The sequence below is a fragment of the Paucibacter aquatile genome (assembly GCF_002885975.1).
Lineage (GTDB): Bacteria > Pseudomonadota > Gammaproteobacteria > Burkholderiales > Burkholderiaceae_C > Paucibacter_A > Paucibacter_A aquatilis.
This window is the reverse complement of the sequence record NZ_POSP01000003.1, coordinates 1991880-2015448: the sequence shown is the minus strand read 5'-3', so window position 1 is coordinate 2015448 and position 23569 is coordinate 1991880. Positions and strand designations below refer to the sequence as shown.

The 23569-nt window shown below is 67.2% G+C and carries 18 protein-coding genes; 11 read left to right on the top strand and 7 right to left on the bottom strand.

The genetic code is table 11. The features are described from left to right. Positions 1-51 precede the first annotated feature (51 nt). Complete coding sequence (locus C1O66_RS11910; RefSeq protein WP_207795942.1) at positions 52-1467, top strand: esterase-like activity of phytase family protein; 1416 nt, start codon at positions 52-54, stop codon at positions 1465-1467. Between the two features lie 118 nt (positions 1468-1585). Here the strand turns inward: C1O66_RS11910 and C1O66_RS11905 are convergent, their stop codons facing one another. The 3 genes from C1O66_RS11905 to C1O66_RS11895 form a co-directional block, all read right to left on the bottom strand. Beyond that, positions 1586-3370 carry a serine hydrolase gene (locus tag C1O66_RS11905; protein ID WP_165794575.1) on the bottom strand — a complete coding sequence of 595 codons (1785 nt, stop codon included), beginning with the start codon at positions 3368-3370 and terminating at the stop codon, positions 1586-1588. 90 nt (positions 3371-3460) lie between these two features. Next, positions 3461-4330 carry a CPBP family intramembrane glutamic endopeptidase gene (locus C1O66_RS11900; protein WP_102768071.1) on the bottom strand — a complete coding sequence of 290 codons (870 nt, stop codon included), beginning with the start codon at positions 4328-4330 and terminating at the stop codon, positions 3461-3463. A 122-nt stretch (positions 4331-4452) separates the two neighbouring features. Further along, positions 4453-4755, bottom strand: a complete 303-nt coding sequence (locus C1O66_RS11895; protein ID WP_102768070.1) for a hypothetical protein — start codon at positions 4753-4755, stop codon at positions 4453-4455. Between the two features lie 102 nt (positions 4756-4857). Here C1O66_RS11895 and C1O66_RS11890 point away from each other — a divergent pair, with 102 nt between their 5' ends. Continuing rightward, positions 4858-7599, top strand: a complete 2742-nt coding sequence (locus tag C1O66_RS11890) for a prolyl oligopeptidase family serine peptidase (protein WP_102768069.1) — start codon at positions 4858-4860, stop codon at positions 7597-7599. Positions 7600-7645: 46 nt separating this feature from the next. Further along, positions 7646-8137, top strand: a complete 492-nt coding sequence (locus tag C1O66_RS11885; protein WP_102768068.1) for a Fur family transcriptional regulator — start codon at positions 7646-7648, stop codon at positions 8135-8137. 9 nt (positions 8138-8146) lie between these two features. Here C1O66_RS11885 and C1O66_RS11880 read toward each other — a convergent pair whose 3' ends face one another. Together C1O66_RS11880 and C1O66_RS11875 are read right to left on the bottom strand one after the other, a co-directional pair. Beyond that, the gene (locus tag C1O66_RS11880) at positions 8147-10393 is read right to left on the bottom strand and encodes a hypothetical protein (RefSeq protein WP_102768067.1); all 2247 of its coding nucleotides are present in this window, start codon (positions 10391-10393) and stop codon (positions 8147-8149) included. A 33-nt stretch (positions 10394-10426) separates the two neighbouring features. Beyond that, positions 10427-12634: a TonB-dependent receptor gene (locus C1O66_RS11875; protein ID WP_102768066.1), complete on the bottom strand. Its 2208-nt coding sequence runs from the start codon at positions 12632-12634 to the stop codon at positions 10427-10429. Between the two features lie 134 nt (positions 12635-12768). Here C1O66_RS11875 and C1O66_RS11870 point away from each other — a divergent pair, with 134 nt between their 5' ends. The 3 genes from C1O66_RS11870 (at position 12769) to C1O66_RS11860 (ending at position 16624) form a co-directional block, all read left to right on the top strand. Next, positions 12769-14979: a hypothetical protein gene (locus C1O66_RS11870; protein ID WP_102768065.1), complete on the top strand. Its 2211-nt coding sequence runs from the start codon at positions 12769-12771 to the stop codon at positions 14977-14979. 87 nt (positions 14980-15066) lie between these two features. Next, complete coding sequence (locus C1O66_RS11865; RefSeq protein WP_102768064.1) at positions 15067-15810, top strand: hypothetical protein; 744 nt, start codon at positions 15067-15069, stop codon at positions 15808-15810. A 100-nt stretch (positions 15811-15910) separates the two neighbouring features. Then, positions 15911-16624, top strand: a complete 714-nt coding sequence (locus C1O66_RS11860; RefSeq protein ID WP_133155182.1) for a PEP-CTERM sorting domain-containing protein — start codon at positions 15911-15913, stop codon at positions 16622-16624. Positions 16625-16711: 87 nt separating this feature from the next. Here the strand turns inward: C1O66_RS11860 and C1O66_RS11855 are convergent, their stop codons facing one another. After that, positions 16712-17401, bottom strand: coding sequence for a response regulator transcription factor (locus tag C1O66_RS11855; protein WP_133155181.1), 690 nt, complete (start codon positions 17399-17401; stop codon positions 16712-16714). A 111-nt stretch (positions 17402-17512) separates the two neighbouring features. On the opposite strand from C1O66_RS11855, the gene C1O66_RS11850 reads away from it, so the two are divergent. The 5 genes from C1O66_RS11850 to C1O66_RS11830 all read left to right on the top strand — a co-directional run bounded on the left by C1O66_RS11850 (position 17513) and on the right by C1O66_RS11830 (position 22509). After that, positions 17513-18145: a glutathione S-transferase family protein gene (locus C1O66_RS11850; protein ID WP_243392777.1), complete on the top strand. Its 633-nt coding sequence runs from the start codon at positions 17513-17515 to the stop codon at positions 18143-18145. Between the two features lie 97 nt (positions 18146-18242). After that, on the top strand, positions 18243-20111 hold the full coding sequence (sppA, locus tag C1O66_RS11845) for a signal peptide peptidase SppA (protein ID WP_102768060.1): 1869 nt from the start codon (positions 18243-18245) through the stop codon (positions 20109-20111). A 177-nt stretch (positions 20112-20288) separates the two neighbouring features. Beyond that, positions 20289-21431 (top strand): homoserine O-succinyltransferase MetX, encoded by a 1143-nt coding sequence (gene metX / locus C1O66_RS11840; protein WP_102768059.1) that lies wholly within the window; start codon positions 20289-20291, stop codon positions 21429-21431. After that, a complete protein-coding gene (gene metW, locus C1O66_RS11835) occupies positions 21428-22006 on the top strand; it encodes a methionine biosynthesis protein MetW (protein ID WP_102768058.1) in 579 nt (192 codons plus the stop codon). Before metX ends, metW begins: the two co-directional genes overlap by 4 nt. A 128-nt stretch (positions 22007-22134) precedes the next feature. Next, positions 22135-22509 carry a VOC family protein gene (locus tag C1O66_RS11830; protein ID WP_102768057.1) on the top strand — a complete coding sequence of 125 codons (375 nt, stop codon included), beginning with the start codon at positions 22135-22137 and terminating at the stop codon, positions 22507-22509. A gap of 33 nt (positions 22510-22542) precedes the next feature. Here C1O66_RS11830 and C1O66_RS11825 read toward each other — a convergent pair whose 3' ends face one another. After that, the gene (locus tag C1O66_RS11825) at positions 22543-23553 is read right to left on the bottom strand and encodes a M14 family metallopeptidase (protein WP_102769617.1); all 1011 of its coding nucleotides are present in this window, start codon (positions 23551-23553) and stop codon (positions 22543-22545) included. Positions 23554-23569 lie beyond the last annotated feature (16 nt).

Here is a 23569-nt window from a genome sequence, read left to right as displayed (position 1 = left end):
AGCCTGCCGGGTTGACTCGTGATTTATTCACTCTCCGGGGCTCCTCACACTATGCTGAACATCTCTTTGCGCGCCGTTTCGGCCGCCGTGTTGCTGGCCTCGGCCACCTTGGCCGCGCACGCGGCACCTTCTTTCGTCAACGGCCTGGCCCTCGACGGTGCCGCCCTGGATCTGTCCGGCGGCAGCAGCGTCAACAACGGCCGCCTCGGCTATTTCTCCGACATCTACTACGACACCAAGCGCAATGAGTGGTGGGGCTTGTCGGACCGAGGCCCGGGCGGCGGCACGCTGAACTACAACACCCGTGTCCAGCGCTTCACGCTCGATGTGGACTTCAACACCGGCGCGATCAGCAATTTCAAGATCGCCGAGACGGTGGTGTTCCAGAGTGCCGGCCAAGGCCTGAACGGCTTGGCACCCAAGCCCAAGAACCAGCTGGGCCTGGCTTTCGATCCGGAAGGCGTGGTGATCAACCCGCGCACCGGCACCTTCCTGGTGTCCGATGAATACGGCCCTTCGGTGCGTGAATTCAGCCGCAGCGGCGAGCTGATCCGCACCTTCAACACGCCGGCCAACCTGGTGCCGCGCAATGCCGCCACCGGCGTGGCCAACTATGCCGATGACACCGGTAACAACGCCGGCAAGCGCACCAACCGCGGTTTTGAAGGCCTGGCCATCAGCCCCGATGGCAAGTACGCCTATGCCATGCTGCAAAGCGCCATGCTGGATGAGGGCGGCGGCAATGGCTCGGTCAACCGCATCGTCAAGTTCGACACGGCCACCGGCGAAGCCGTGGCCCAGTACGCCTACCAGATGAAGCGCAGCGGCCAGGGCCAGGGCATCTCGGCCCTGGTCGCCATCAACGACCATGAGTTCTATGTGCTGGAGCGCAACAACCGCGGCGTCGGCGTCGGCGCTGAGTTCGCCACGGCCGACAAAGAGGTCTATCGCATTGATTTGAGCGGTGCCACCGATGTTTCCGGTATCAACCTCAGCACCGGCAGCTACACCAAGGTCAGCAAGTCGGGCCAGATCGTCGACCTGGACGCCAACACCCTGGCCGCCCTGGGCGGCAAGTCGCCCGAGAAGTGGGAGGGCCTGGCCATCGGCCCCAAGCTGGCCAATGGCAAGTACCTGATCCTGGCCGGCACCGACAACGACTACAGCGTGACCCAGAACGCCAGCGGTGAGCAGTTCGACGTCTACTTCCGCTTCAGTGATGCCAATCCTTACGCCACGTCCATCCAATGCCCCTTGGGCACGGTGATTGGCTGCACGGGCGCGGCCAGCAGCGTGCCGCAGGACGGCAGCTACCGCCTGCTGCCGGGCGTGCTGCATGCTTACACCATCAGCGAAGCGGAACTGGGTAACTACACCGCCCCGGTGCCCGAGCCGAGCAGCTGGGCCCTGATGGCCGGCGGCCTCCTGGCCCTGGGTGGGCTGGCGCGCCGCCGCAGCCAGAAGTAAGCCGAGCCGGCCCTGGGGGCAAGGGTTCGGGCGGGCGCCGGGCCCACAAAGCAAACGGGCTCTGGATCGAAATCCAGAGCCCGTTCTTCTTGTTGTTGCGCGGGTCTTCGGCTGAAGCTCAGTTGCGACGTTCGGCCACCGTGGTGCTGCCGTTCTGACGCAGCGCCAGCTGGGTGTACCGGCCGCTGGCGTCTGCCAGGAACTCGACGGTGTTGCCGTTGCGACTCTTGACCTCGAAGCGCGTGCCGCGCAGTCCGATCAGCTCATTGGGTGCACCGGTGCGGCCGCCGGCCGTCAGCACACCGTCTGGGCGCAGCACGATATGGATCTCGTTCGTGCCGATGGCGTAGACACCGACCAGCTTGGACAGGAAGGCTGGGTCCTTGAAGCGCTTGTCGGGCAGGCGCTTGAACAGGGCGGGCTTGACCGAAGGCTCGATCTCGATGCGCAACCCATCGACATCGCCTTCGAAGTTGGAAACAAACTGCACCCGGGTCTCGCTGAGCTCGCTCAGCTTGTTTTGGGGGGTCTGGAAAACTTCGTAATGCCAGTGCGGCAGGGCGGCTTTCAAGCCGTTGTACTGCAGCTCCAGCCCCGCCGAGCCGCCACCCACGGTGATGATGCCGTAGCCGGGATGCTCGTATTCACCGGCGTACTCGCTCAAGGCGAAGGCCGGCTGCGTGCCGGGCTTGCCGGTGTTGAGTTTCTGGGTTTCGGCCGCTTTCTCGGCCGCCAGGCCCTTCAGATAGTTGCCGTGCAGGCGGGCGCTCCAGTCCACCGGCGGCAGGCCCAGCAGCCGGTCCATGGCGGCGTAGAGGATGACGTCGCGCAAGGCGCTGTTGCCGATATTGACCGTGGTGTAGACGCCGATATTGCGGCCCGGCACAAAGCCCAGGGCGGTGGCGGCGCCGGGCATATTGCCGCCATGATCGACCAGGGTGACACCGCGGTAATTGCTGACGAACCAACCCATGCCGTACTGCGGGCTGCTGCGTTCGGGCCAGAGGCGCGGGTCAGGCAGGGCCATCTGGCCCGTGGTCATGGCGCGCAGGTCGCTGGACTGGATGAGCGTCTTGTCCTTGAACTTGCCATCGGCCGTCAGCATCAGCAGGTACTGGCTCATGTCCCGGGCGTTGGAGTTCAGCGAGCCGGTCGGTCCCATGGCATCGATGGGCACATAGGGCTTGGGTTGTGCGACCTGGGCGTTATCGAGCGCGTAGCCGGTGCCATGGTCGGGTGCTTTGAGAAGTTCGGCAATGGCGAAGTTGGTGGACTTCATGCCCAGCGGGCTCAGGACCTGCTCACGAACCAGGCTTTCCCAACTGCTGCCCGCGACCTTGCCGCCGACATAGCCCGCGGTCATGTACATCAGGTTGTTGTATTGGAAGCGCGCGCGTGGCTCGGCACTCAGTTCGAAATGGCGCACGCGTTTGATCAGTTCCTCACGGCTCAGCGTGCTGTTGAACCAAACCCAGTCGTGGCGCGGCAGGCCGGTGCGGTGGCTGACCATATCGCGCAGGGTGACGGTCTGGGTGGCGTAGTCGCTGTGCAGGCGGAAGTCCGGCAGGTACTCCCGCACCGGCTCGTCCCACTTGAGCTTGCCGTCGCGCACCAGGGTGGCCAGGGCGGCCACGGTGAAGCTCTTGGTCGTGCTGGCAATCGGCTGCACGGTGTTCTCGGTCATGGGCAGCTGCTTGGCCACATCACGCAGGCCATAGCCGCGCGAGAGGATGACCTGGCCATCCTTGACGATGGCGATGGAGGCGCCCGGCACCTTCCACAGTGCGAGCTGTTGGGCCATGAAGGCATCCCAGTCGGCAAACTCAGGCGGGAGTGTGGACGCGCCTTGCGCTTGGGCACTCAGACTGGCGAGCAGGGCCGTGCTCAGAATCAGGGTTTTCATCCGCGTTGATCTTTCCTTTTGGAATTTAGGCAATACCGGGCGAACTTGCATGGCTTGCCCGGGCGGGACAACAAACAACTTCTTTGACCCTCAGGCACCGCGATGTTGGGGCTTGCTGACGGTCCTGCGAGCTTGCCACTGTCCGCGTTGAATGGCCAGGGTGAGCAATACCGCGCCGACCGAGAGGCAGAGCAGGGCGGCGGGCACCGAGGCCTCCATGCCGTGGACGCCGCCAGTCAACCAGGCTGGGCCGTCGATGCTGGCTTGCAGCCAGCCCACGCGCTTCAAGGCCAAAGTGGCGTCGGCCGAGAAGATGCCCATTTGCACAAAGTTCCAGCCGATGTGCAGGCCCAGGCAGAGCCAGAGGCGTCGCGTCAGCAGATAGGCGGCGCCGAAGAGCAGGCCGCCTTCCAGGCCCAGCAGCAAGGTGCTGGCGACGTTCGCCGGGCCCATGCCCAGATGGGCCAGGCCGAAGAGCAAGGACGAGATGAACAAGCCCCAGCCCGTGCCCAGCCAGTGCTCCATCAGGCGCAACAGGATCAGGCGGAACAGTATCTCTTCCAGCGCGGCCAGGCTCAGCACCAAGGGCAGCAAGGCCACAGCGTGGCCGGGGCCGTTGATGGCCTGGACCTGGTAAGCGCCGCCCCAGGCCATGGCGCCCACGCCCAAGGCCACCATCAGGCCGCCGATCAGCAGCCCCAGGCCGGTCTCGCGGGCGGCACCCGTCAGGCCCAGCTCATGCACGGGCCGCTGCTCGCGCCAGCGCACCCAGAGCACATAGCCCAGCAGCAGGGCCAGGATGCGCAGGCCGTTGCGGGCACCCATCCAGGCCTCGCCGCTCAGCAAGGTCTGGCTCAAGCCATTGGCGATCACGGATGGGCCGGCCAGGCAGAGCAGGGCGCAGGCGGTTTCGGTGGCGCCTTGGCGCAGTTTCTTGAGCGTCGTGGTGCGGTGGCTCATCGTCTCTCTCCTCCGTTGTTGGTCTGGAGAGGACTGTGCCAAGTCACGCTGAGGGCGGCGAGCGGCGCGCGACAGACCGAAGCGCTGCGGTCATGAGCCGCAACTTTGAAGCGTCACTCCGCTCAGTGCAGATCGCGCCGCTTCTTGGGATCGAACTGCTTGGGCCGGTAGACGTTGCCGTCACGGTCGACCTCGTCGCGCGCCTTGGCACGGCGGATCAGCTCGGCCGCTTCGGCGGCGGCCTGCTTACGGAGCTGGCGGTGGCTGCGCCAGTGGCGCAGCTGGGAGGCCAGCTCGCGCAGGCGCAGCCAGCTGCGGCGCAGCGCGGCGTCCACATGGCGCTGGCGCGCGGCGGGCAGGGCCATGCGCAGGGCCAGCAAGAGGCAGGTCAGCAGACCGAGGGCAGCGAAGACGTTGGCGATCATGATGTCCCCGAGTTTCGCGCAAGAGTCGCAGCGCGAACATGCGAATTGCAAGTCTTTCTAGAATGCGCGCTGCCCTGAACCGGGGCGTGTGCGGAGACTGGATTGTTCAAGAACCAACCTTCAAAGCTGGCAGGCACGAGCTGCCTGCTGGCGGCCCTGCTCAGCGCAGCGAGCTTTTCCTTCACGGCCTCGGCGGCCAGTTCCGGTGCGGCCACGCCCGCGCCCCTGAGCTCGACCCTGAGCCTGGAGCAGGTGTTCCGCGCCGAGCCCTACCGGGGCGAGAACGCGCGCGAGCCCAAGTTCAGCCGCAGCGGCCGTTATCTGGCCTATCTCTGGAACCCGTTTGGCGAGCCGGGCACCGACCTCTATGTGCACGACAGCAAGACCGGCAAGACCCAGCGCCTGACTTCGCCGGCCATCATGGCCGCCTTTGACGCGCCCGAGGATCTGCAGCGTTTTGACAAGAAGCTGCAGCAAAAGCGCAGCGAGACCGCCGAGCGCCAGGCCCGCGAGGTGGCACAAGCCGCCTATCTGCGTGGCGAGAATGTCGACCTGGGCCAGTGGGAAGCCGCCCAGCTGGAGCTGGTGAAGAAGGAATTCGCCGCCAAGAAGGCCAAGGACGAGGCCCAGAAGGCCGCCGACAAGGCCGAGGCCGAAGCCGAGAAGAAGGCTGCGGCCGCACTGGAAGCCAAGCGCAGCGGCAAGCCCGTGCCTGCCGCGGCAGAGGCCGCGGCATCGGCGGCATCGGCACCCAGCGCCACAGCCAAGGCCGAGACCAAGCCCGACGCCAAGGTTGAAAAAGACAAGGAACTCTGGGAATGGCGCGACGAGCTGAAGAAAAAACAGCTGCGCGACAAGCTCAAGCCCAGCGACCTCTACCCCGGCGTGACGCAGATCGTCTGGGCCCACAAGGCCGAGGAGCTGATCCTGCAGTACCGCGGCGCCTTGTTCCGCTGGGTGTCGGGCGACAGCAAGCTGCAGCCCCTGCTGGACCTGCAGCGCAATCTGCGCATGGTGGCCTACACCGCCGATGATGCCGGTTATGTCTTCATGGACGACAAGCGCGTGCTGCGCGCCCGCTTCAACCAGGGTGGCGTGCAGGTGCTCAACCGCGAGCTGATCCACCCCGATGACGCGGACAAAAAGTACGCCATCGAATCGACCACGCTGAGCGAAGACAGCCGCTGGATGGCCTTGATCGGTCGCGCGCCCAGCAAGCCGGCCGGCGATGACGGCAAGCCCGTGCCCGAGCCCACCGGCCGTCAGGTCGAGATCATGGGCTACAACGAGCGCTTCGCCAAAGCCAAGAAGGTGGACCGCGAAGTCTCCGACGACAAACGTGTCAACAAGCCGCTGGCGCTGTACATCCGCAAGGTGCCTGCCGCCGGTGAAGCGCCGGCCAAGCAATCGGCGCCCGTGTTCACCCATGCCGGTGGCGATGTCTGGTTCGAGATGAGCCCCATCGCCTGGGCGCGTGATGGCAGCCGCTATGCTTTCAGCACCTGGGAGCGTGAGAAAGAGCTGCTGCGCGTCTACGTGGGTGGCGCTGATGAGAGCGCCAAGCCCGAGATGGTGCTGGAGCGCCGTGGCGATGTTGGCCACGAAGTGGTCAACGTGGTACGCCCGCGTTTCACGCCCGATGGCAAGCAGCTGGTGCTGGTGCTGGATGAGGCCGGCTTCCGTCAGCCCTATGCCTGGGATCTGAGCAGCCGCAAGCTGCGCCGCTTGGTTCAGGGCGAGTTCGAGGCCCATCAGGTGCTGGGCTTCACGCCCGACAGCAAGAGCATGTTCGTGGCGGCCAACAAGGACGATCTGGCCAGCATGAACCTGTTCCGCGTCAGCATGGCCGATGGCAGCATGCAGGCCCTGGGCGTGCCGGGCGAGTACCACCGCAATGCCGTGGTTTCACACGACGGCCAGTGGCTGGCGGCCAATGCCGGCAACTGGGTGTCGCGCCCTGAGCTCAAGCTGATCGAGGCCGGCGCCAAGCCCACGCTCAAGACCCTGACCGACAGCCACGACAAGGCTTGGGCCCAGGTCGATGTGCTGCGCCCCGAGCGCTTCAGCTTCAAGAACCGCCATGGCGACAGCATCCCGGCCTATGTCTTCAAGCCGCAGGGCTGGAAGGCCAGCGACAAGCGCCCGGCCGTGGTCTACATCTACGGCGGCCCGCTGAACGACCGCCACTCGGTCGAGAGCGACAGCTTCCAGCCCAGCGCCTACGTTTTCGCCATGTACATGGCGGCCAAGCATGGCTATGTGATGGTGACCATCGACTCGCGCGGCCACAGCAACTACGGCCGCCGCTTCTCGGACGCCAACTGGGAGAACCCCGGTCTGCCGCAGACCGAGGACCTGGAAGACCTGCATGCGCTGATGAGCAAGGACTTCGGCATCGACCCCGCGCGCGTGGGCCTGAATGGCTGGAGCTTCGGTGGTTTCCAGACCCAGTACACGATGTTCAGCAAGCCCGATCTGTTCGCCGCCGGCATCGCCGGCGCCGGCCCGACCGAATGGGAAAACTACAACAGCTGGTACAGCGGGCGCACCATCGGCAAGACCGATCGCAGCAAGCCCAATCTGCGCAAGTTCTCGCTGATCCCCATGGCCAAGGGCCTGCGCAAGCCCTTGCTGCTGGTGCACGGCATGATGGACCCGAACGTGCTCTATCAGGACACGGTCAATGTCTACCGCGCCCTGCTCGAGTCCGGCAAGGAAGGCCTGGTCGACCTCTTCCTCGACCCCGAGGGCGAGCATGGCATGGGCGGCGCCGTCAAGACCGTGGGCTGGCACCGCAAGTACGAAGCCTTCTGGCTGCAGCATCTGGGCCACGTCGCGCCCTGATGCCTGCCGGGCCTGCCTTCGGGCAGGTCGCCCCTAGAATTGGGGCATGAAGACCCGCAAGCCCAGCGCCAGCCCGTCCGCCTCCGCCCGTGCCGCTCAGGAAGAGGCCTTGCAGGAGGCGCGACGCGAGCGCCTGTCGGCCCTGGGCCTGCGGGTCACGCCCAACCGTTTGGCCGTGCTGGCGGTGTTTGAGCAGGCGACGCGGGCCTTGAGTCATGCCGACATCGAGGCCGAGTTGCCCCAGGCCATCGATGCGGTCACCCTCTATCGCACGCTCGACGCCCTTGCCGAGGCGGGGGTTCTGAGCAAGACCGTGGGTGACGACCGGGTCAGCCGCTACGCCTTGATGCAGCAGGCGGCTCAGCACCAGGGCCATGCCCACTTCCACTGTGATGACTGCGGCCGCGTCTATTGCCTGCCGGCCAAGCCGCCGCGCCAACCCGCGGTGCCCGAGGGCTTTGCCGTGGCGGCGGTTGATCTGAATGTGCACGGCCAATGCGCCGATTGCGGCAGCCAGCCGCATGCCAAGATGCGTTGACCCAGCGCCTCAGAAGGGGTTGTTTGGCGCAATGTAGTGCATGTAGAGATTGCCCTGCGCATCGCGGCTGCTCAGGCGGGCGCTGAGCCACACGGGCAGGGCGCCGCTCGGCAGGCTCGCCTGGGGCACCAGCTCCGCGGGCCGCAGGCTGCCGCCGGTGGCTTGCAACTGGCGGGCGCTCAGCGGCAGCCGCAACTGGCCTTGGGCGCCGGTGTCGGGCTGGCCCCAGTGCAGCTCCAGCTGGGCGCCCACGAGCTGCTGTGAAGCGCTCTTGGGCGCTTGCCAGGCCCAGCGGTAATCCAGGGCCTGGGGCTGGCGCTCCGGGTCCAGCACGCGGGCGTAGAGCGGCTGCTGCGCAGGCTCCGCCTGCAGATCGAAGTGCGCAAACCACTGCGAGGCTTCGGCCAACAACTGCGCCGGCGGCGCGGGCGGGGCGGGCAAGCGCGCGGTTTGGGTGTGCAGCAGCCGGCCCTGGGCATCGAAGAAGCTGAAGCGGTAGACCTCGCCCAGCTGAGCCTTGGCCCAGTTCGCCTGGCAGAGGGCATGCTCGGCCGCGCTGCTGGCGCCGCCGGGGCAGCGGTCGGTGCGCAAGGCGTGCCAGTCCTGCTCCGGGCTGTCGGCCAGGCTCAGGTGCTCGAAGCTCTGCCCCGTGCTCGCGCGCACCAGGCTCAGGCCCTGCTCCGGCAGGCCGGTGCCCTGCACCCGCACCTGGCTGACGCGCGGGTCGATGCGGCGGGCGTCCACCTCGAATGACAGATGCTGGCTCACCTGGGCGCTGGGCATGGCCAGGAGCCGCGTGCGCTGGCGTGCCATCTGCAGGCGCTCCTGCCAGCTGCCGGCTTCGGAGCGGTAGTGGGCCAGCAGGCCGAACTGCTCATTCTGCGGGCTGCCGTAGTCGAGCTGACCGCCGCTGGGCGCATCGCCCTGGCCGCCTTCGACGGCGCAGCGCGTGTCGGCCGCCTCCGTGGCGGCGCATCGCATGCCTGGCAGGGCCAGCAGCTCGCTGGCCTCGCGCGCCTTGGGCCCCAGGATGGAGAGATGGCGCAGGCGCACCAGGCCGGTCTGACCATCGCCTTCCCACAGCCAACGGTCGCCCTGCTTGCGCATCCACAGGGTCTCGCTGCGCGGCAGGGCGGGGGCCGGCAGGCTCAGCTGGACGCGCACGCGCAGCCGGTCGGCGCTGTCCACTTCCAGAAGACGCGGCCGCTCGAAGCGCACGCCGCGCAGGCTGCTGCCTGGCGCGTCGCCGGCTTCGGCTTGCAGCAGGACTTGCTCGACGAAGGCCGCGGCGTCCAGCCCGGTGTGGCGGAACTGCGGCGCCAGCCAGCGGTGCAGCTCGCGGGCCTCGGGCGCCTGGCTGCCTTGGAACAGCTGGCTGAACTGCGCCAGCGATTGCTCCAGACCTGGCAGGGCCGCCAGGCCCGCCCGCAGCGCAGCGGCCTGCTCGGCACTCGGGGCCGGCAGCACGGCGTCGACACTGGAGGCCACCGGGTCCACCTGCACGCCGGCCTGAGCGGCGGCATCGCTGCCCACGCCGCTGAGTCGATAGGCACCGGCCACGCGCTGCAGCTCGATCGACGAGGCCAGCGCGCCCAGCCCCTGGTGGGCCGACCCAGGCTCCCCGTTGCGCAGATCGGCCGCGGCGCTGCTGGCCCCGGCGTTGCTGGCCCCGACGATAGCGGCCCAGGAGCTCTGGACGAGATGGCACACCCGGTCCTGGCTGCTGCGCAAGCTGGTGGCGTTGACGCGCATGAAGTCGAGGCGGCCCTGTTTCAGCAAATCCAGCGGTGCACCGCCGAGCACAAAGGCAGCCATCAGCTCGGTCAAGGGCGAGACCTGGACCGAGCGGTTGCCCACATCCACGGCCACGGCCAGGGAGTGCAGCTGTACCGGCTCGCCGCTGCTCAGGCCGTTGACCTGCACCAGCAGGGCGCCGCTGAGCCCAGTGGTGGCGATGGCATAACGCCCTTGCGCATCGGTGCGGCCGCGGGCGATCTGGCCCTTCGCATCGATCAGCAGCACCTCGGCATCGGCCAGGGCCACTCCATCATGCGCCTGCCCCACCAGATGGCCCTCGCGGCAGGCCGAGCAAGGGGCGCCCACCAAGTCGTCAGGCAACAGCTTGAAGGAAGCCGGCTCGTCTACCGTGTTGCCACCACCACAGGCGCCCAGGCTCAGCGCCGCCGCCAGGACACTGAGGCGCAGCTGTGGCCGAAGCCGCCAACGTGGCGAGCTGCGGTGTTTCTGAGTGGGCATCAACGGAGCGTGTGCGCAGGGGCGGGCCATGGTTCAGTACCTCAGTTCGGCGCCCAGCTCGATGCTGCGGCCGGGCTCGGGGGCGTAGTTGCGCAGGAAGGAGGTGCTGTTGCGCACCTCCTGGTTCGTCAGATTGCGGCCCAGCACATAGCTGCTGAGCTGCAGGCCGGCTTGCAGGCGACCGGTCCAGCGCAGCGAGGCATGCCACTGGGTCGAGGCGGCGGTGGCGGTCTCGTTCTCGCCCGGGTGGCGCTGGGCCAGGCTGTGCATGCGCCGCAGCTCGGCCTGCCAGGGGCCGTGCAGCAGCTCCAGGCGCAGGCCCCAGCGCGGCGCTGGTTGTCGTGGCACGTCCTGGCCCAGGCGGTCGAGGCGGCCGCGCAGCCGGTCGCCCATCAGCGAGACTTGCAGGCTGTCGCCCGCCGCGCCTTCTGCGCTCAGATCGAGCAGCTCCTGCTTGAGCTCGGCCTCAAAGCCGTGAAAGCGGGCCTGGTCCTGCTCGTAACGCGTCACCGGCAGGCATTGGTCCAGCTGAGCGCACAGGGCGCGGAACTGCTTCTTCTCGGCGGCGAAGAACACACCCAGGCTGCGCTGGTAGATGTGGTCCTCGCTGTCGTAGCGAAAGGCATTGGCCTGTAGGCTCAGGCCGCCCCATTGCTGGCGCAGCGCCAGGTTCCAGCCGCGCAGGGTTTCCAGGCGCAGGGCGCTGTTGCCGAAGTCGTAGGTGCGGGTGGCGATGTGGGGGCCCAGCGCGTACAGCTCCTGCACATCGGGGGCGCGGCTGGCGCGCCAATGCGTCAGGCTCACACTGCCATCGCCGAGCTTGCGGCTCAGCGCCAGAGAGAAGTTGCCGAAGGTGAAGCGCCGCTCGGGCAACTGCACCTCGATGCCGAAGCTGGAGGCCTGAGGCTGGGGCCGGCTGCGGCGCCAGTCCGCGCGCAGACCCAGCTCCAGGGTCCAGGCTTCGTGCTTCAAGCCTTGAATGGCATACAGGGCCGCACTGTCGATGCGGGTCCGCGGTACAAAGGCCTCCAGGCCCAGGGCCGAGAAGCGGCGCTGCTGCAGATGCAGGCCGACCGTGCCCCAGTGCGCGGGGGCAAGACTGTGCTCCAGCTCCAGCCGCCCTTCCTGCACCTCGTTGCGAAACTCGGTCTCGCTCACGCCCTGGTTCAGCTCTTCATGGCGGTAGCGAGTGTCGGCCAGGTGCAGCTTGAGCTCCTGCGCCCAGGGGCTGCCGAGCTTGATCGCGCTCTTGAAATCCAGGCGCTGCTGCTGGGCCTGGATGCGAACGGCGGGTTCGGCCGGCTCACCCGGGGGCGGGCTGCTGCCGCCATGGTTGTGCGAATGGGCTCCTGGCGGCAGGCCGTAGTTGATGTGCAGGGTGGCGGCCGAAAGGCCGGCATAACCCGCATCGAAGACGGTGCTCAGGCCGGCGGCGGCGCCGCGGCTGCGAGCGTCGCTGTTCGGGATATGGCCCCAGGTGTTGCGGCCGCTGACCAGGAAGAACTGCTGCTTGACGGCCTCTTCATCGATGGCCCAGCCGGGGATGCGAGCCTCGTCCTTGCGCCGGCTATGGGCATCCAGATGCCAGGCCCAGCCATTCTTTGGCTTGGTGCTCTCCGGGCCGCCCGGCGCGGCCACCTCGCCCCAGCTGCCCTGGGCGCGCAGCAAGCCCAGGATCCCTCCGCCGCCCGTGCGCGTTTCGCTTTGCAGCATGAGGCCGGGCGGCAGCCGCTCCGGAATGCGCACGTACTCGACCTCGACCGCGCCGCCGATGGCGTCGCCGCCGTGACGGATGGCCGAGGGCCCGCGGTGCACGGTGATGCTCTGCGCCAGCGCGGATTCGACCATCACGCCATGGTCGGCGCTGAGGGAAGAGGCGTCGTGGGCGCCGCCGCCGCCCACCAGGGCCTTGACGCGCGAGCCGCCCTGACCGCGGATGATGGGCAGACCCACATTCGGGCCAAAGCTGGAGTTGGCCACGCCCAGCTCGTCCTGCAGGGTGGCGCCCAGGGTGGCCGAGGCCTTGTTGCGCAGCTCGTCGCCACTCAGCGCCGTGCTGGGGCCGGCCAATTCGGAGCTGCGCTGCTGGCGCCCTTGCAGCTTGACCGTGGGCAGAGCCTGGGCTTCGGTCTTGCTGGTTTCGGCTGCGGGGCTCTGGGCCCAGGCGGCCGCGGTGTGCAGGAGCAAGGCCCAGGGCATCAGCTGTGTTGCCCGGCGCGGTTTGGCGAGGTTGGCGGTCATCGAATCAGAAGGCGTCGGGCCCGGGTTGCACAACGAGCGGGCGCTTCTGCGGGAATGCGTGCTGTTGAGTTGATGGGTTACGTGCAAGTAACTTGCATTATTATATGCAACTCATTTGCATTCAATATCGATTTATGTTCGCTTGCGCCGTGTTTGCCCGCCTGCTGCGGGTCAGCTTGCTTGGCTTGCTACTGGCCGGCCTGGTGGGGGGCGCCTGGGCGCAGCATTTCGATGTCGAGCTGCGCACCGACAAGGGCCCGGTGGCGGGCAGCCGCATCGAGACCGACTTCTACGGCGACCTCGGCCTGGCCGGGCAGTTACCCATCGACGGGCTCACGGGCTATCGCCTGTTTCCGGCCTATTTTGGTGACTTTCCTGGCGGCAAATACGCCACGGCCAACCCCGGATTTCAGGCCTTCACCGGATGGTTTGCGCCGGGGGAACAGCTCCACTTTCGCGCCCTGGGGCGTTTGCAGCATTGGTCGCCAGCCAGCGGCAAATGGGGGGCGGCACCGGCGGGTGTCAAGATCACCTTGTTCGGCGGCATTCCTCCCGAAGTGGTGCTGGGCTACAGCACCAACCCGGCGCAATGGGCCGATCAGTACGCCTACTACGCGGCCGGCACACGCTTTGATTCGCAAGGCATTGCCGGGCCGCTGACGGCCTTGATCGATGAAACCAAGACGGGCGGCACTTTCCACTCCCACCTCGACTGGAAGATCTCGGCCAGCAGTGGCACGCCGCCGGTGGGCGCCTATCTGGTGACCTTGGAGCTGTGGTCTCCGGTCCTGATCGCGGGCCAGCCTAAATACCTGGCCTCGCAGCCCTTCCACGTCATCTTCGAGGCCGGCATCAACACGCAGCAGATGCAGCAGGCCTTTGCGGCCCGCATCAATCCGCCCTGCGCAGGCCAGACCTTGACTTGGTCGGTGGGTGAGGCGAGCTGCTTGGCCACCGTGGAAGAGGCGGCCTCGGGTGCCACGATCACCCTCGAGGACGCGGTGGCCCCGGCCACCGGCAGCGCGCGTTTCAGCTGCAGCAGTGGCCGCTGGGGATCACCCAGCCAAGCCAGCTGCAGCCTGCCGCCTCCGCCAGCGTGCTCGGCGCAAACCCTGAGCTGGACGGTGGACGGCCAGAGCTGCAGTGCTGCCGCCCAGCGGACCGAGTCGGGGCAGAGCGTGTTGCTGAGCGACAGCCTTGCGCCCGCCGTGGGTGAGGCCCGCTTCAGCTGCCAGGCGGGGCAATGGAGTGCGCCCAGCCAGAGTCGCTGTGCGGTGCCGCCGCCGCCCGTCTGCGCGGCGCAGCAGCTGAGCTGGAGCGTGGGCGGCGTCAGCTGCACGGGCGCCGCCGGCGCTACGAACTCGGGCTCGAGCGTGCAGGTCGAAGACCGCCAGGCGCCCACCACCGGCGCGGCTCGCTTCGAGTGCCGCAGTGGGCAGTGGAGCGCGCCCTCAGCCGCCAGCTGTGCCCTGCCGCCGCCGGCGGCATGCACGGCGCAGAGCCTGAGCTGGACGGTGGATGGCCACAGCTGCAGTGCCAGCGCCGCCGCGGCGCCGTCGGGCGCAGAGCAGCAGCTGTTTGATCAAACGGGCCCCTCGGTGGGCGATGCCAGCTTCAGCTGCCAGGACGGCCGCTGGAGTGCGCCCTTGCGTGCCCGTTGCGCGCCGCAGGTCCTGGCCGCTTGCCCTGCACAAGCCGTCAGCTGGACGGAGGCCGGTGCCAGTTGCTCGGCCCACTTGCTCGCGGCCGCCTCGGGGGCGACGCAAACCGTGCTGAACAGCGTGGCGCCGACAACGGGTCAGGCCAGCTACCTCTGCAGCGATGGGCGCTGGAGTGCCGCCGGCACGGCGCCCCGCTGCAGCGAAGCGCCTCCGCCCGCCTGCCCCAGCCGCTTGCTGAGCTGGGATTTGGGGGGCCTGGTCTGCAGCGCCGTCCTGCCCGAGACCGCGTCCGGCAGCAGCCGTGTGGCCGTGGATTCGCAGGAGCCGCTGACGGGTTCCGCGCGCTTTGCCTGCCAGCAAGGGCAGTGGAGTGGCGCCAGCGATGCCAGCTGTCAGGCGCCAGCGCCCAAGCCCTGTGCGGCGCAGGCCTTGAGCTGGGTGCAAGCGGGCGAGCGCTGCGAGGCGACGGCGCCCGCCAGCCCCTCGGGCAGCCAGCTGCAGTTGCTCGATGGCCTGCTGCCCAACACCGGCTCGGCCAGCTTCCGTTGCACCGACGGCCGCTGGAGCGAAGCGGCTGAGGCCCTGTGTCAGCCTCCGCCCGTCAAGCCCTTGCCGCCCGCGCGTGCGCCGACTTCGCCCTGGACGCCGTCGGTTCAGCTGCCCTGGGAGCGTCCGCGCCGCTGAGCCTGAGCGCGTGCTCTTGTTTTTTTGTTTGTTTGTTTGTTTGTTCGATTTGACTGACTGAGTGAGGAGTGAGGAGTGAGGAAGGGAATGATGACAACAGGAAACCTGCTGCGTGGCTTGAGCGCCGGCCTTCTGGCTGCAGGCGCAGCGGCATCGGCCTGGGCGGCCGATCACCCTGGCGATGTGGCCGTGTTTGCCCGCGAGGGGCAGCTGAAGCTGGGTGGGCAGCGGGTCGAGGTTCAGGCCTCGACGGGATTCAACATCTACCGCGCCGACCTCGGCGATCTCTTTCACGGCCCTTGGGCCACCAGCAACCCCGGCTTCCAGACCCAGGGCAGCGAGCGGCTCAAGCCCGGGGGGGAGATCGGCTTTGAAGGCCTGGGCGCGCTCGGCTTCTGGGACGGTGCCAGCTGGAGCCTGGCTGCGGCTGGCACCCAGCTTGCGGTGTCCGATTACCTGGAGGCGGAGAGCCTCTGGTCGTCCGCCGGGGTGAGCCCCGGGGCCAGCCAGTTGCTGGGTGAGACCAGCGCGTCCGGCAAGCTGCATGAGCACCTGGTGTTCTCGATCACCGAAGGTGCCGCGGTCGGTGCCTACCAGATCACCTTGCGGCTGAACTCCGCGGACTATCTGAGCTCGGACCCGTTCTACATGATCCTGAACCGCGGCCTGGATGAAGCGGCTTTTCAGCGTGCGCGCGAAGCCCTTATCCAGGCCTCACCGGTCCCCGAGCCGGCCTCGGCCGGCGTCTGGTTCCTGGGTGTGCTGCTGCTTTGGGGCGTTTCGCGGCGCCATTCGGCGGGGCGCAGGGCGGACCCTTCAACTAGGGGGTGATGCGGTTCTTAAATGCAAGTGAGTTGCATAATTGACGGGTTGTTCCTGCCATCGGGTCGATCCACACCTTCCATTTGAAATCACTGCTAGGAGATTGTTCATGCTGAAGAAACTGTCCATCAAGCTGGCCTTTGCGGCCCTTGCCGTGCTGCCGGTCTGGGCCGCAGCGGGTGAAGATCATGCCGGCGACATTGCCGTCTCTGCCCTCAACGGAAAGCTGGTCGTTGGCGGCTCGCATTTTGAAACCCACGGGGTGACCGGCTTCAACATCTACGAGGCCGACTTCGGTGACCTCGCCAGCGGCCCCTGGGCCACCAAGGACCCCGGCTTTCAGACCCAGGCCGGCAGCCTGCTCAAGCCGGGCGCATTGATTTCCTTCGAGGGCTTGGGCGCCTTGAGCTTCTGGAATGGCGTGAACTGGGGCGCGCCGGCGGCCGGTCTTGGCGTGACCATCGCTGATGTCTATCAGGATGCACCGACCACCTGGAGCCTCGGCGGCGTGAGCCAGGGCGAGACTCAGTATGTCTCCGAGGTGTCCGCGGCCGGCACCATCCATGACCATCTGAAGATGTCGGTGACGCCTAACGCACCCGTGGGTGCCTACATGATCGAGCTGAAGCTGAAGTCGGACGACTACGCGGCCTCCGACTCCTTCTACATTGTCTTCAACCGCGGCCTGAGCGAGGCGGCGTATGAAAGCTCGGTCGATGCCCTGGTGGCTGCGCCGGTGCCGGAGCCCAGCAGCTACCTCCTGATGCTGGCAGGCATGGGGGCGGTGGGTCTGCTGGTCCGCCGCCGTCGTTCGGGGGGCTGAGCCCCGGGGTGTTCTCGGGCATCATCAAGAGGGCCTGCCGGCATGGCGGGCCTTTTTTCTTTCGTGGCGGCGTGCTTGCGCGCCTGTTCAGGCCAGCGCCAGATCCAGGCTGCGCGCGGCTTGCCAGCGGTGCAGCTTGCCGTAGATGGCGCTGAGGCGGCGACCTACGTCCTCGCTGGCCAGGCGCCAGAGCTGGGCGATCTCGGCCGGCAGGCGGCCGAGGGCGATCAGGCTGAGCAGGTGCTGGTCGGCTCGGGTCAGCTCGTTGAACACCTGGTCGGGCTCGCAATCCAGGCCCGCGGCTGGGGTCAGGTCTTGCGCGGCGGACAGGGCCTGTGCGCGTTCCAGGCTGATGCGGCTCAGGCCCATGCTCTGCAGGGTCTGGCGCGCCAGCTCGGGTGACATCAGGGCCTGGCCGTCTTGCAGCTGGCTCAGGGCCTGAGGCAGGCTGCTGCCGCGTTCGCACTCGACCATATAGCCATGGGCGCCATCGGCCAGGGTGTCGAACAGCATGGTGTCGTGGGCGCAGGAGCTGAGCAGCAGCACCTTGGGCGCCTCGGGCAGGCGGCGCAGTTGCTGCAGCAGGCGGCGCACATGGCCATCGGCCAGGCGCAGATCGCAGGCCAGAAACTGGGCGCCGCTGGCGCGCAGGGCGGGCAGGCAGTCAGTGGCGCGCTCGCTGCTGCCGGCGATCTGCCAGCGGCCGTCTTCGGCCAGGGCTGTGCGCGAAGACTCGAGAGATTTGGACGCGCGGCGCAGCAGGAAAACGGAGGACATGGGGATCAGCAAATGCAAGCGCTGCATTGTGCAGCCCAGCCCGGGCGCAACAACCCCGCGATCCGGGGTGTTGAAAGCGGGGGGTGATGCGCTTGCCGCACAATCGCCGCCGTGCTGCCTGTGCTCTACACCTTTCGCCGATGCCCCTATGCCATGCGGGCCCGCCTCGCCTTGCGACATGCCGGTGTGGCGGTGCAGTCGCGCGAGATCGAACTGCGCGCCAAACCTGCGGCTCTGCTGCAAGCCTCGCCCAAGGGTACGGTGCCGGTCATGGTCCTGCCGGACGGGCAGGTGCTGGAGCAGAGCCTGGACATCATGTGCTGGGCGCTGGCGCAGAACGACCCGGCCGGCTGCTTGAGCGTCGCCCCAATGGTGGAGCAGATGGCCTGGATCGAGCGCAATGACGGCCCATTCAAACGCCTGCTGGACCGATACAAGTACCCGCAGCGTCAGCAGCCGCCCGATCAGCCGGCGCTCATGTTCGAAGCTGCGCTGACCCTGCAACTGCAGCCCATGGAGCAGGCCTTGCAGGCGCAGGCCTTTCTGTGTGGGCCGCGCTTCGGCCTTGCCGATCTGGCCTTGCTGCCTTTTGTGCGCCAGTTCGCCGCCGTCGATCCGGCCGCTTTTGCGGCCGCAACTTTGCCGGCTCTGCAGGCCTGGTTGCAGGGCTTGCTGGCCACGGCCTGGTTCGAGGCGGCGATGGAGAAGCTGCCGCTCTGGGCGCCGAACGAGCCTGGTGCCTGAGCCAGCCCCTGGCTTTCGGCTTCGAGCCAGACCCTGCTGCACAATCGACGGCGCGCGGTGATGGCATCGCGCACGTCCTTTCAATGGGGGAGCCGGCATGGCAGTCAAGCAAGTGTTTTCGGGCCTGTGGTGGGTGGTGGCTAAGTTTTGGTGGTTGCTCGACGCCAGCCGGCGCGCCTTGCTCAACCTCTTGCTGCTGTTGCTGCTGGTGCTGCTCGCGGTGGCCCTGTTTTCGCGCGGCCCGGCGCCGCTGAAGGAAAAGACCACCCTGGTGCTGAATCTGCAAGGCCCACTGGTTGAACAGTTTTCGGGCTCGGCCCGAGACCAAGCCATGGCTCAGTTGCAAGGCAATCACCAGCGCCAGACGCGTGTGCGCGATGTGCTGGCCACCCTGGACGCCGCCGCGCTCGACCCCCAGGTCGGCAGCGTGCTCTTGCAGCTCGATGAGTTTGCCGGCGGCGGCATGGCCAGCATGGCTGAGGTGGCCGCAGCTCTGGACCGCTTCAAGGCCAAAGGCAAGCCGGTGCTGGCCTATGGTGACGGCTACAGCCAGCGTGGTTATTACCTGGCTGCACGCGCCAACGAGGTCTATCTGCACCCCTTGGGCATGGTGATGATCGAGGGCTTCGGCCGCTACCGCACCTACTACAAGGACGCACTCGACCGCCTGGGCGTCAGCGCCAATGTGCTGCGCGTCGGCGCCTTCAAGAACGCTGCCGAACCGTACTTTGCCAATGGTCCGTCCAAGGAGGCCCTGGAAGCCGATGCCTATCTCTACGGCGACCTCTGGGAGCGCTACACCGGCACCGTCGAGACAGCCCGTAAGCTGCCTAAGGGCAGCATCGCCAAGAGCATCGAGGTGCTGCCCGAAACGCTCACGGCCCTCAAGGGCGACACCGCCAAGATGGCCTTGCAGGGCAAGCTGGTCGATGGCCTCAAAACCCGCGACGAGATGCGCGAGTTGCTGATCCAGCGCGGTGCCAAGGATGACAAAGGCAAGAGCTTCCGCCAGGTCTCCATGGCCGAATACCAGGCCTATCTCAAGCCGCAGAACCCGCAGGGCGATGCTGTGGGCGTGGTTGTCGCTGAGGGCGAGATCGTCGATGGTGACGCCTCGGCCGGCCGCATCGGCGGCGATTCAACCGCCCGTCTGATCCGCCAGGCGCGCGAGGACGACAAGGTCAAGGCCGTGGTGCTGCGTGTCAATTCGCCTGGCGGCAGTGCCTTTGCGTCCGAGATCATCCGCCGCGAGCTGGAGCTGACACAGAAAGCGGGCAAGCCCGTGGTCATCTCCATGGGCGATGTGGCGGCCTCGGGCGGCTATTGGGTGTCCATGTCCTCGGACCAGGTGATCGCTGACCCGGCCACCATCACCGGTTCTATCGGTGTTTTCGGCATGCTGCCCACGGCCGACAAGCTGCTGGACAAGCTGTCCATCCACACTGGCGGCCACACCACCACCTGGATGACTGGCGGTTTCGACCCGCGCCGGCCGCTGGACCCGCGCATGGCCACGGCCGTGCAGCAGGGCATCAACCACATCTATGACGAATTCACCGCCAAGACCGCAGCCGCGCGTAAGAAGAGCGTGGCTGAAATCGACGCCGTGGCGCAAGGCCGGGTCTGGACCGGAGCGCAGGCCAAGCAGCGCGGCCTGATTGACCGCTTGGGCAGTTTCGACGACGCCGTGCGTGCCGCCGCCAGCTTGGCCAAGCTCGAGGGGGTGCCCAAGCTCAGCTATGTCGAGCGCGAGATGGGTCGCTTCGAGCGCCTGCTGTCCAGCTTGGACCAGATCGTCGCGCCTTCGGTGGCTGCTGCAGTGCGTGCAGAGCTGGGCTTGGGCGACGGCGTGCTGGTGCCCAAGGCGCTGCAGCAGTTGCAAGGCGAGCTGGCTTTTGCCACCCAGATGGCCGAGCGGGGCCGACCGTTCAGCACCTTTGTGCACTGCATGTGCGCGGCGCCGTGAACCTGGGTGCCACTGCCTGGGCATGAAGGGCGGCCCTGGCGCTTGCCTATAATTGCCACTCAGCGCCGATTTGTTCCGAATTGCGGGCGCTCAAAAAATGCCGCTAAAGAGGGACTCCGCACCGCCGGCGTCCGCTTTCCCCCAGCGGCGCCGGTTTTGTTTTTTCAGGAGTCCCCCATGCCCCATGCAGGACAGCTCGGCCATGTCACCCCCCAGCGCATGGCCTTTGCTCAGCCCTTGCGCCTGCGCAGCGGCGCCGAGCTGCGCGACTATGAAATGGTCTACGAGACCTACGGCACACTCAATGCCGAGCGCAGCAATGCCGTGCTGGTCTGCCATGCCCTGAACGCCAGCCACCATGTGGCCGGCACCTACGAAGGCCAGGACAAGAGCGAAGGCTGGTGGGACAACCTGATCGGCCCCGGCAAGCCCCTGGACACCGACAAGTTCTTCGTCATCGGCATCAACAACCTCGGCTCCTGCTTCGGCTCCACCGGCCCCATGCACATCAACCCGGCCACAGGCAAGGTCTACGGCGCCGATTTCCCGGTGGTGACGGTGCAGGACTGGGTGGATGCCCAGGCGCGCGTGCTGGATGCGCTGGGCGTGCAGCAGCTGGCCGCGGTGTTGGGCGGCTCGCTGGGCGGCATGCAGGCGCTGGACTGGTCGCTGCGCTACCCCGAGCGCATGCGCCATTGCATCGCGATTGCCACGGCACCGGCCTTGTCGGCACAGAACATCGCCTTCAACGAGGTGGCGCGCCGCGCCATCATCACCGACCCCGATTTCCACGGCGGCCATTTCTACGAGCATGGCGTGGTGCCCAAGCGCGGCCTGCGTGTGGCGCGCATGATCGGCCACATCACCTACCTGTCCGACGATGCGATGGAGCAGAAGTTCGGCCGTGAGCTGCGCGCCGCCGAGCTGGGCTACAGCACGCAGGACATCGAATTTCAGATCGAAAGCTATCTGCGCCATCAGGGCGACAAGTTCAGCGACTACTTCGATGCCAACACCTACTTGTTGATCACGCGCGCGCTCGATTACTTCGACCCGGCGCGAGAGCACGGCGGCAACCTCAGCCGTGCCTTCGCCAGCGCCCGTTGCAAATACCTGCTGGCCAGTTTCACCACCGACTGGCGCTTCTCCCCGGCCCGCTCGCGCGAAATCGTCAAGGCCTTGCTCGACAACAAGCGCGATGTCTCCTATGCCGAGATCGACGCGCCGCATGGCCACGACGCCTTCCTGCTGGAAGACCCCCGCTACCACGGCGTCTTGCGCGCCTACTTCCAACGCATCGCCGGAGAACAACAGCCATGAGCGCCATCCTGCAACATATTGCCGCGCTGGTGCCCGCTGGCTCGCGCGTGCTCGACCTGGGCTGCGGCACCGGTGAGTTGCTCGATCACCTGATCCGCCACAAAGGCTGCAGCGGCTATGGCGTCGAGCTCGACGATGCCAATCTGCTGGCCTGCGCCCAGCGCGGCGTGAATGTCATCCAGCTCAATCTGGAAGAGGGCTTGTCCATCTTCGAGGACCAGAGCTTTGATGTGGTGCTGCAGCTGGAAACCTTGCAGCATCTGCGCAATACCGAGGCCATGCTGCGCGAGACTGCGCGCGTGGGCCGCATCGGCATCGTCAGCTTCCCCAATTTCGCCCACTGGGCCAACCGCGCCCAGGTGCTGATGGGCCGCATGCCGGTGACCCGCGTGCTGCCCTACGAGTGGTACGACACGCCCAATATCCGCGTCGGCACCTATGCCGACTTTGAGGTGCTGGCGCGCAAGAACCGCCTGCGCGTGCTGGACAGCTTCGGCATCCAGAACGGCCAGACGGTGCGCAGCTTCCCCAATCTGATGGCCAGCATGGCGGTCTTCAAGTTCGATCGGGGCTGAGGAGAGGGAAATCGTGAGTCGCGAAGGATGGGCGTTGTTCGCCCAAGGCGGTGCTGACTCCCGATTTACGAATCGCGATTCAAGCTTCACTATTCACGGTTCCAACCCTTCCCCATGAAAGGCTCACCATGATTGGCTACACGACCCTCGGCACGAATGACCTGCCCCGCGCCACGGCCTTTTACGACCAGCTGTTCGCGGTCATCGGCATCCAGCGGCTGATGACCTTCGACCGCGGCTACGCCTGGGGGCGCAGCATGGACCAGCCGGGTTTTGGCCTGCTCACCCCATTTGATGGCCAGCCCGCCAGCGTGGGCAACGGCGTGATGATCGCCCTGGCCGTGGACAGCGAAGAGAAGGTGATCGCCCTGCACGCCAAGGCGCTGGAGCTGGGCGGCCAGGACGAAGGCGCACCAGGCCCGCGCGGCGGCGGCTTCTTTGCCGCCTACTTCCGTGATCTCGATGGCAACAAGCTCAATGCCTTTTGCATGAAGCCTGAGTAAAGAGCCGGGCTTGCGGCTCCGGTTCGACGAACCTCAGCTCTCCACCCGCCCCAGCCTCACCATGGTGTTGCCCGGCAGCCCGTGCTTGAGGCTGGGCATCACCAGCACCGTGTTGGCATAACGCGTTTTGAACACGGTGTCGCCGTCGCGGGCGAAGGCGGTGCCAGCTTCGGGGATGATGTCGAGGCCGCGTACCGGGCCTGGCAGGGTGAAGTGAAAGTCGCGGCTGATGGCGGTGATGGCTTCGTCCACCCGGATGGTGCGCTGGCGCTCGGGCAGAGGCAGGCGCAGGCGCGGCTCAGCCCAGTCGGCGCTGACCATGCCGGTCAGGCGCAGGAAGCGCACAAGGCCATCAACGGCCACCTCGGCCGAGCGCTGCTCCCAGTGCTGGCCGCATTCGATCAGCAAGGCGTTCTTCGGGCTGGCCGGGTCGCCAAAGCCGCCGCGGTCACGCATGCGCAGGCCCGAGGGGTGGCCGGTGTCGATCAGCAGCTCGCCGGGCATGCCCAGCTCGCGCGCGAAGGCGGCGCCCTTGTCGAGCAGGCCGCAGACCATCAGCGGCCGGCAGGCGTCCTGCATGGAGTGGATGTCGAACAGGTGGTCGGCGCTGTCCACAAACGGCCGCAGGGCGCGGGCTCGGCGCAGCTCCAGCGAGTCTCTTGCGCCGAACAGCTGCTCGTCGCTCCAGACGCGGTTCAGGTCTTCGTCCACGCAGCGTGCGGCATGCGGATCGGCCGGGCTGAAGCGCGCGTAGGCCTCGACATTGCCAAAGCTCAGGATCAGCCGCCCTTGCAGAGGCTGCAGCGTGCGGCCCATGCCTTGCTGGAACAGCCAGTCCAGAGCGATGGCGCCGCAGAGCTCGTTGCCATGGGTCAGGGCTTGCACCATGACCGTGGGGCCGGGGCGGCCGGAGTCCAGCACATGGACGTAATCGACGCCGCTGGCGCCGCTGCCGTGCCGGTAGGGGCGGATGTCGGGTGGGTTCAGCTCGACCGGGGTGTCGCTGGCCGGGGCTGCGGGAGGGGCTGCGGTGGGTGCGCTCATGCCGTGCTTGTCCATG

Excerpts from the sequence above, each read along its gene's own strand:
- C1O66_RS11870 (WP_102768065.1), top strand. The coding sequence starts at position 12,769 with ATGTTCGCTTGCGCCGTGTTTGCCCGCCTGCTGCGGGTCAGCTTGCTT.
- C1O66_RS11895 (WP_102768070.1), bottom strand. The coding sequence starts at position 4,755 with ATGATCGCCAACGTCTTCGCTGCCCTCGGTCTGCTGACCTGCCTCTTG.
- C1O66_RS11860 (WP_133155182.1), top strand. The coding sequence starts at position 15,911 with ATGCTGAAGAAACTGTCCATCAAGCTGGCCTTTGCGGCCCTTGCCGTG.
- C1O66_RS11855 (WP_133155181.1), bottom strand. The coding sequence starts at position 17,401 with ATGTCCTCCGTTTTCCTGCTGCGCCGCGCGTCCAAATCTCTCGAGTCT.
- metW (WP_102768058.1), top strand. The coding sequence starts at position 21,428 with ATGAGCGCCATCCTGCAACATATTGCCGCGCTGGTGCCCGCTGGCTCG.
- C1O66_RS11830 (WP_102768057.1), top strand. The coding sequence starts at position 22,135 with ATGATTGGCTACACGACCCTCGGCACGAATGACCTGCCCCGCGCCACG.
- C1O66_RS11900 (WP_102768071.1), bottom strand. The coding sequence starts at position 4,330 with ATGAGCCACCGCACCACGACGCTCAAGAAACTGCGCCAAGGCGCCACC.
- C1O66_RS11825 (WP_102769617.1), bottom strand. The coding sequence starts at position 23,553 with ATGAGCGCACCCACCGCAGCCCCTCCCGCAGCCCCGGCCAGCGACACC.
- C1O66_RS11880 (WP_102768067.1), bottom strand. The coding sequence starts at position 10,393 with ATGCCCACTCAGAAACACCGCAGCTCGCCACGTTGGCGGCTTCGGCCA.
- C1O66_RS11910 (WP_207795942.1), top strand. The coding sequence starts at position 52 with ATGCTGAACATCTCTTTGCGCGCCGTTTCGGCCGCCGTGTTGCTGGCC.
- C1O66_RS11905 (WP_165794575.1), bottom strand. The coding sequence starts at position 3,370 with ATGAAAACCCTGATTCTGAGCACGGCCCTGCTCGCCAGTCTGAGTGCC.
- C1O66_RS11875 (WP_102768066.1), bottom strand. The coding sequence starts at position 12,634 with ATGACCGCCAACCTCGCCAAACCGCGCCGGGCAACACAGCTGATGCCC.
- C1O66_RS11865 (WP_102768064.1), top strand. The coding sequence starts at position 15,067 with ATGATGACAACAGGAAACCTGCTGCGTGGCTTGAGCGCCGGCCTTCTG.
- C1O66_RS11885 (WP_102768068.1), top strand. The coding sequence starts at position 7,646 with ATGAAGACCCGCAAGCCCAGCGCCAGCCCGTCCGCCTCCGCCCGTGCC.
- metX (WP_102768059.1), top strand. The coding sequence starts at position 20,289 with ATGCCCCATGCAGGACAGCTCGGCCATGTCACCCCCCAGCGCATGGCC.
- sppA (WP_102768060.1), top strand. The coding sequence starts at position 18,243 with ATGGCAGTCAAGCAAGTGTTTTCGGGCCTGTGGTGGGTGGTGGCTAAG.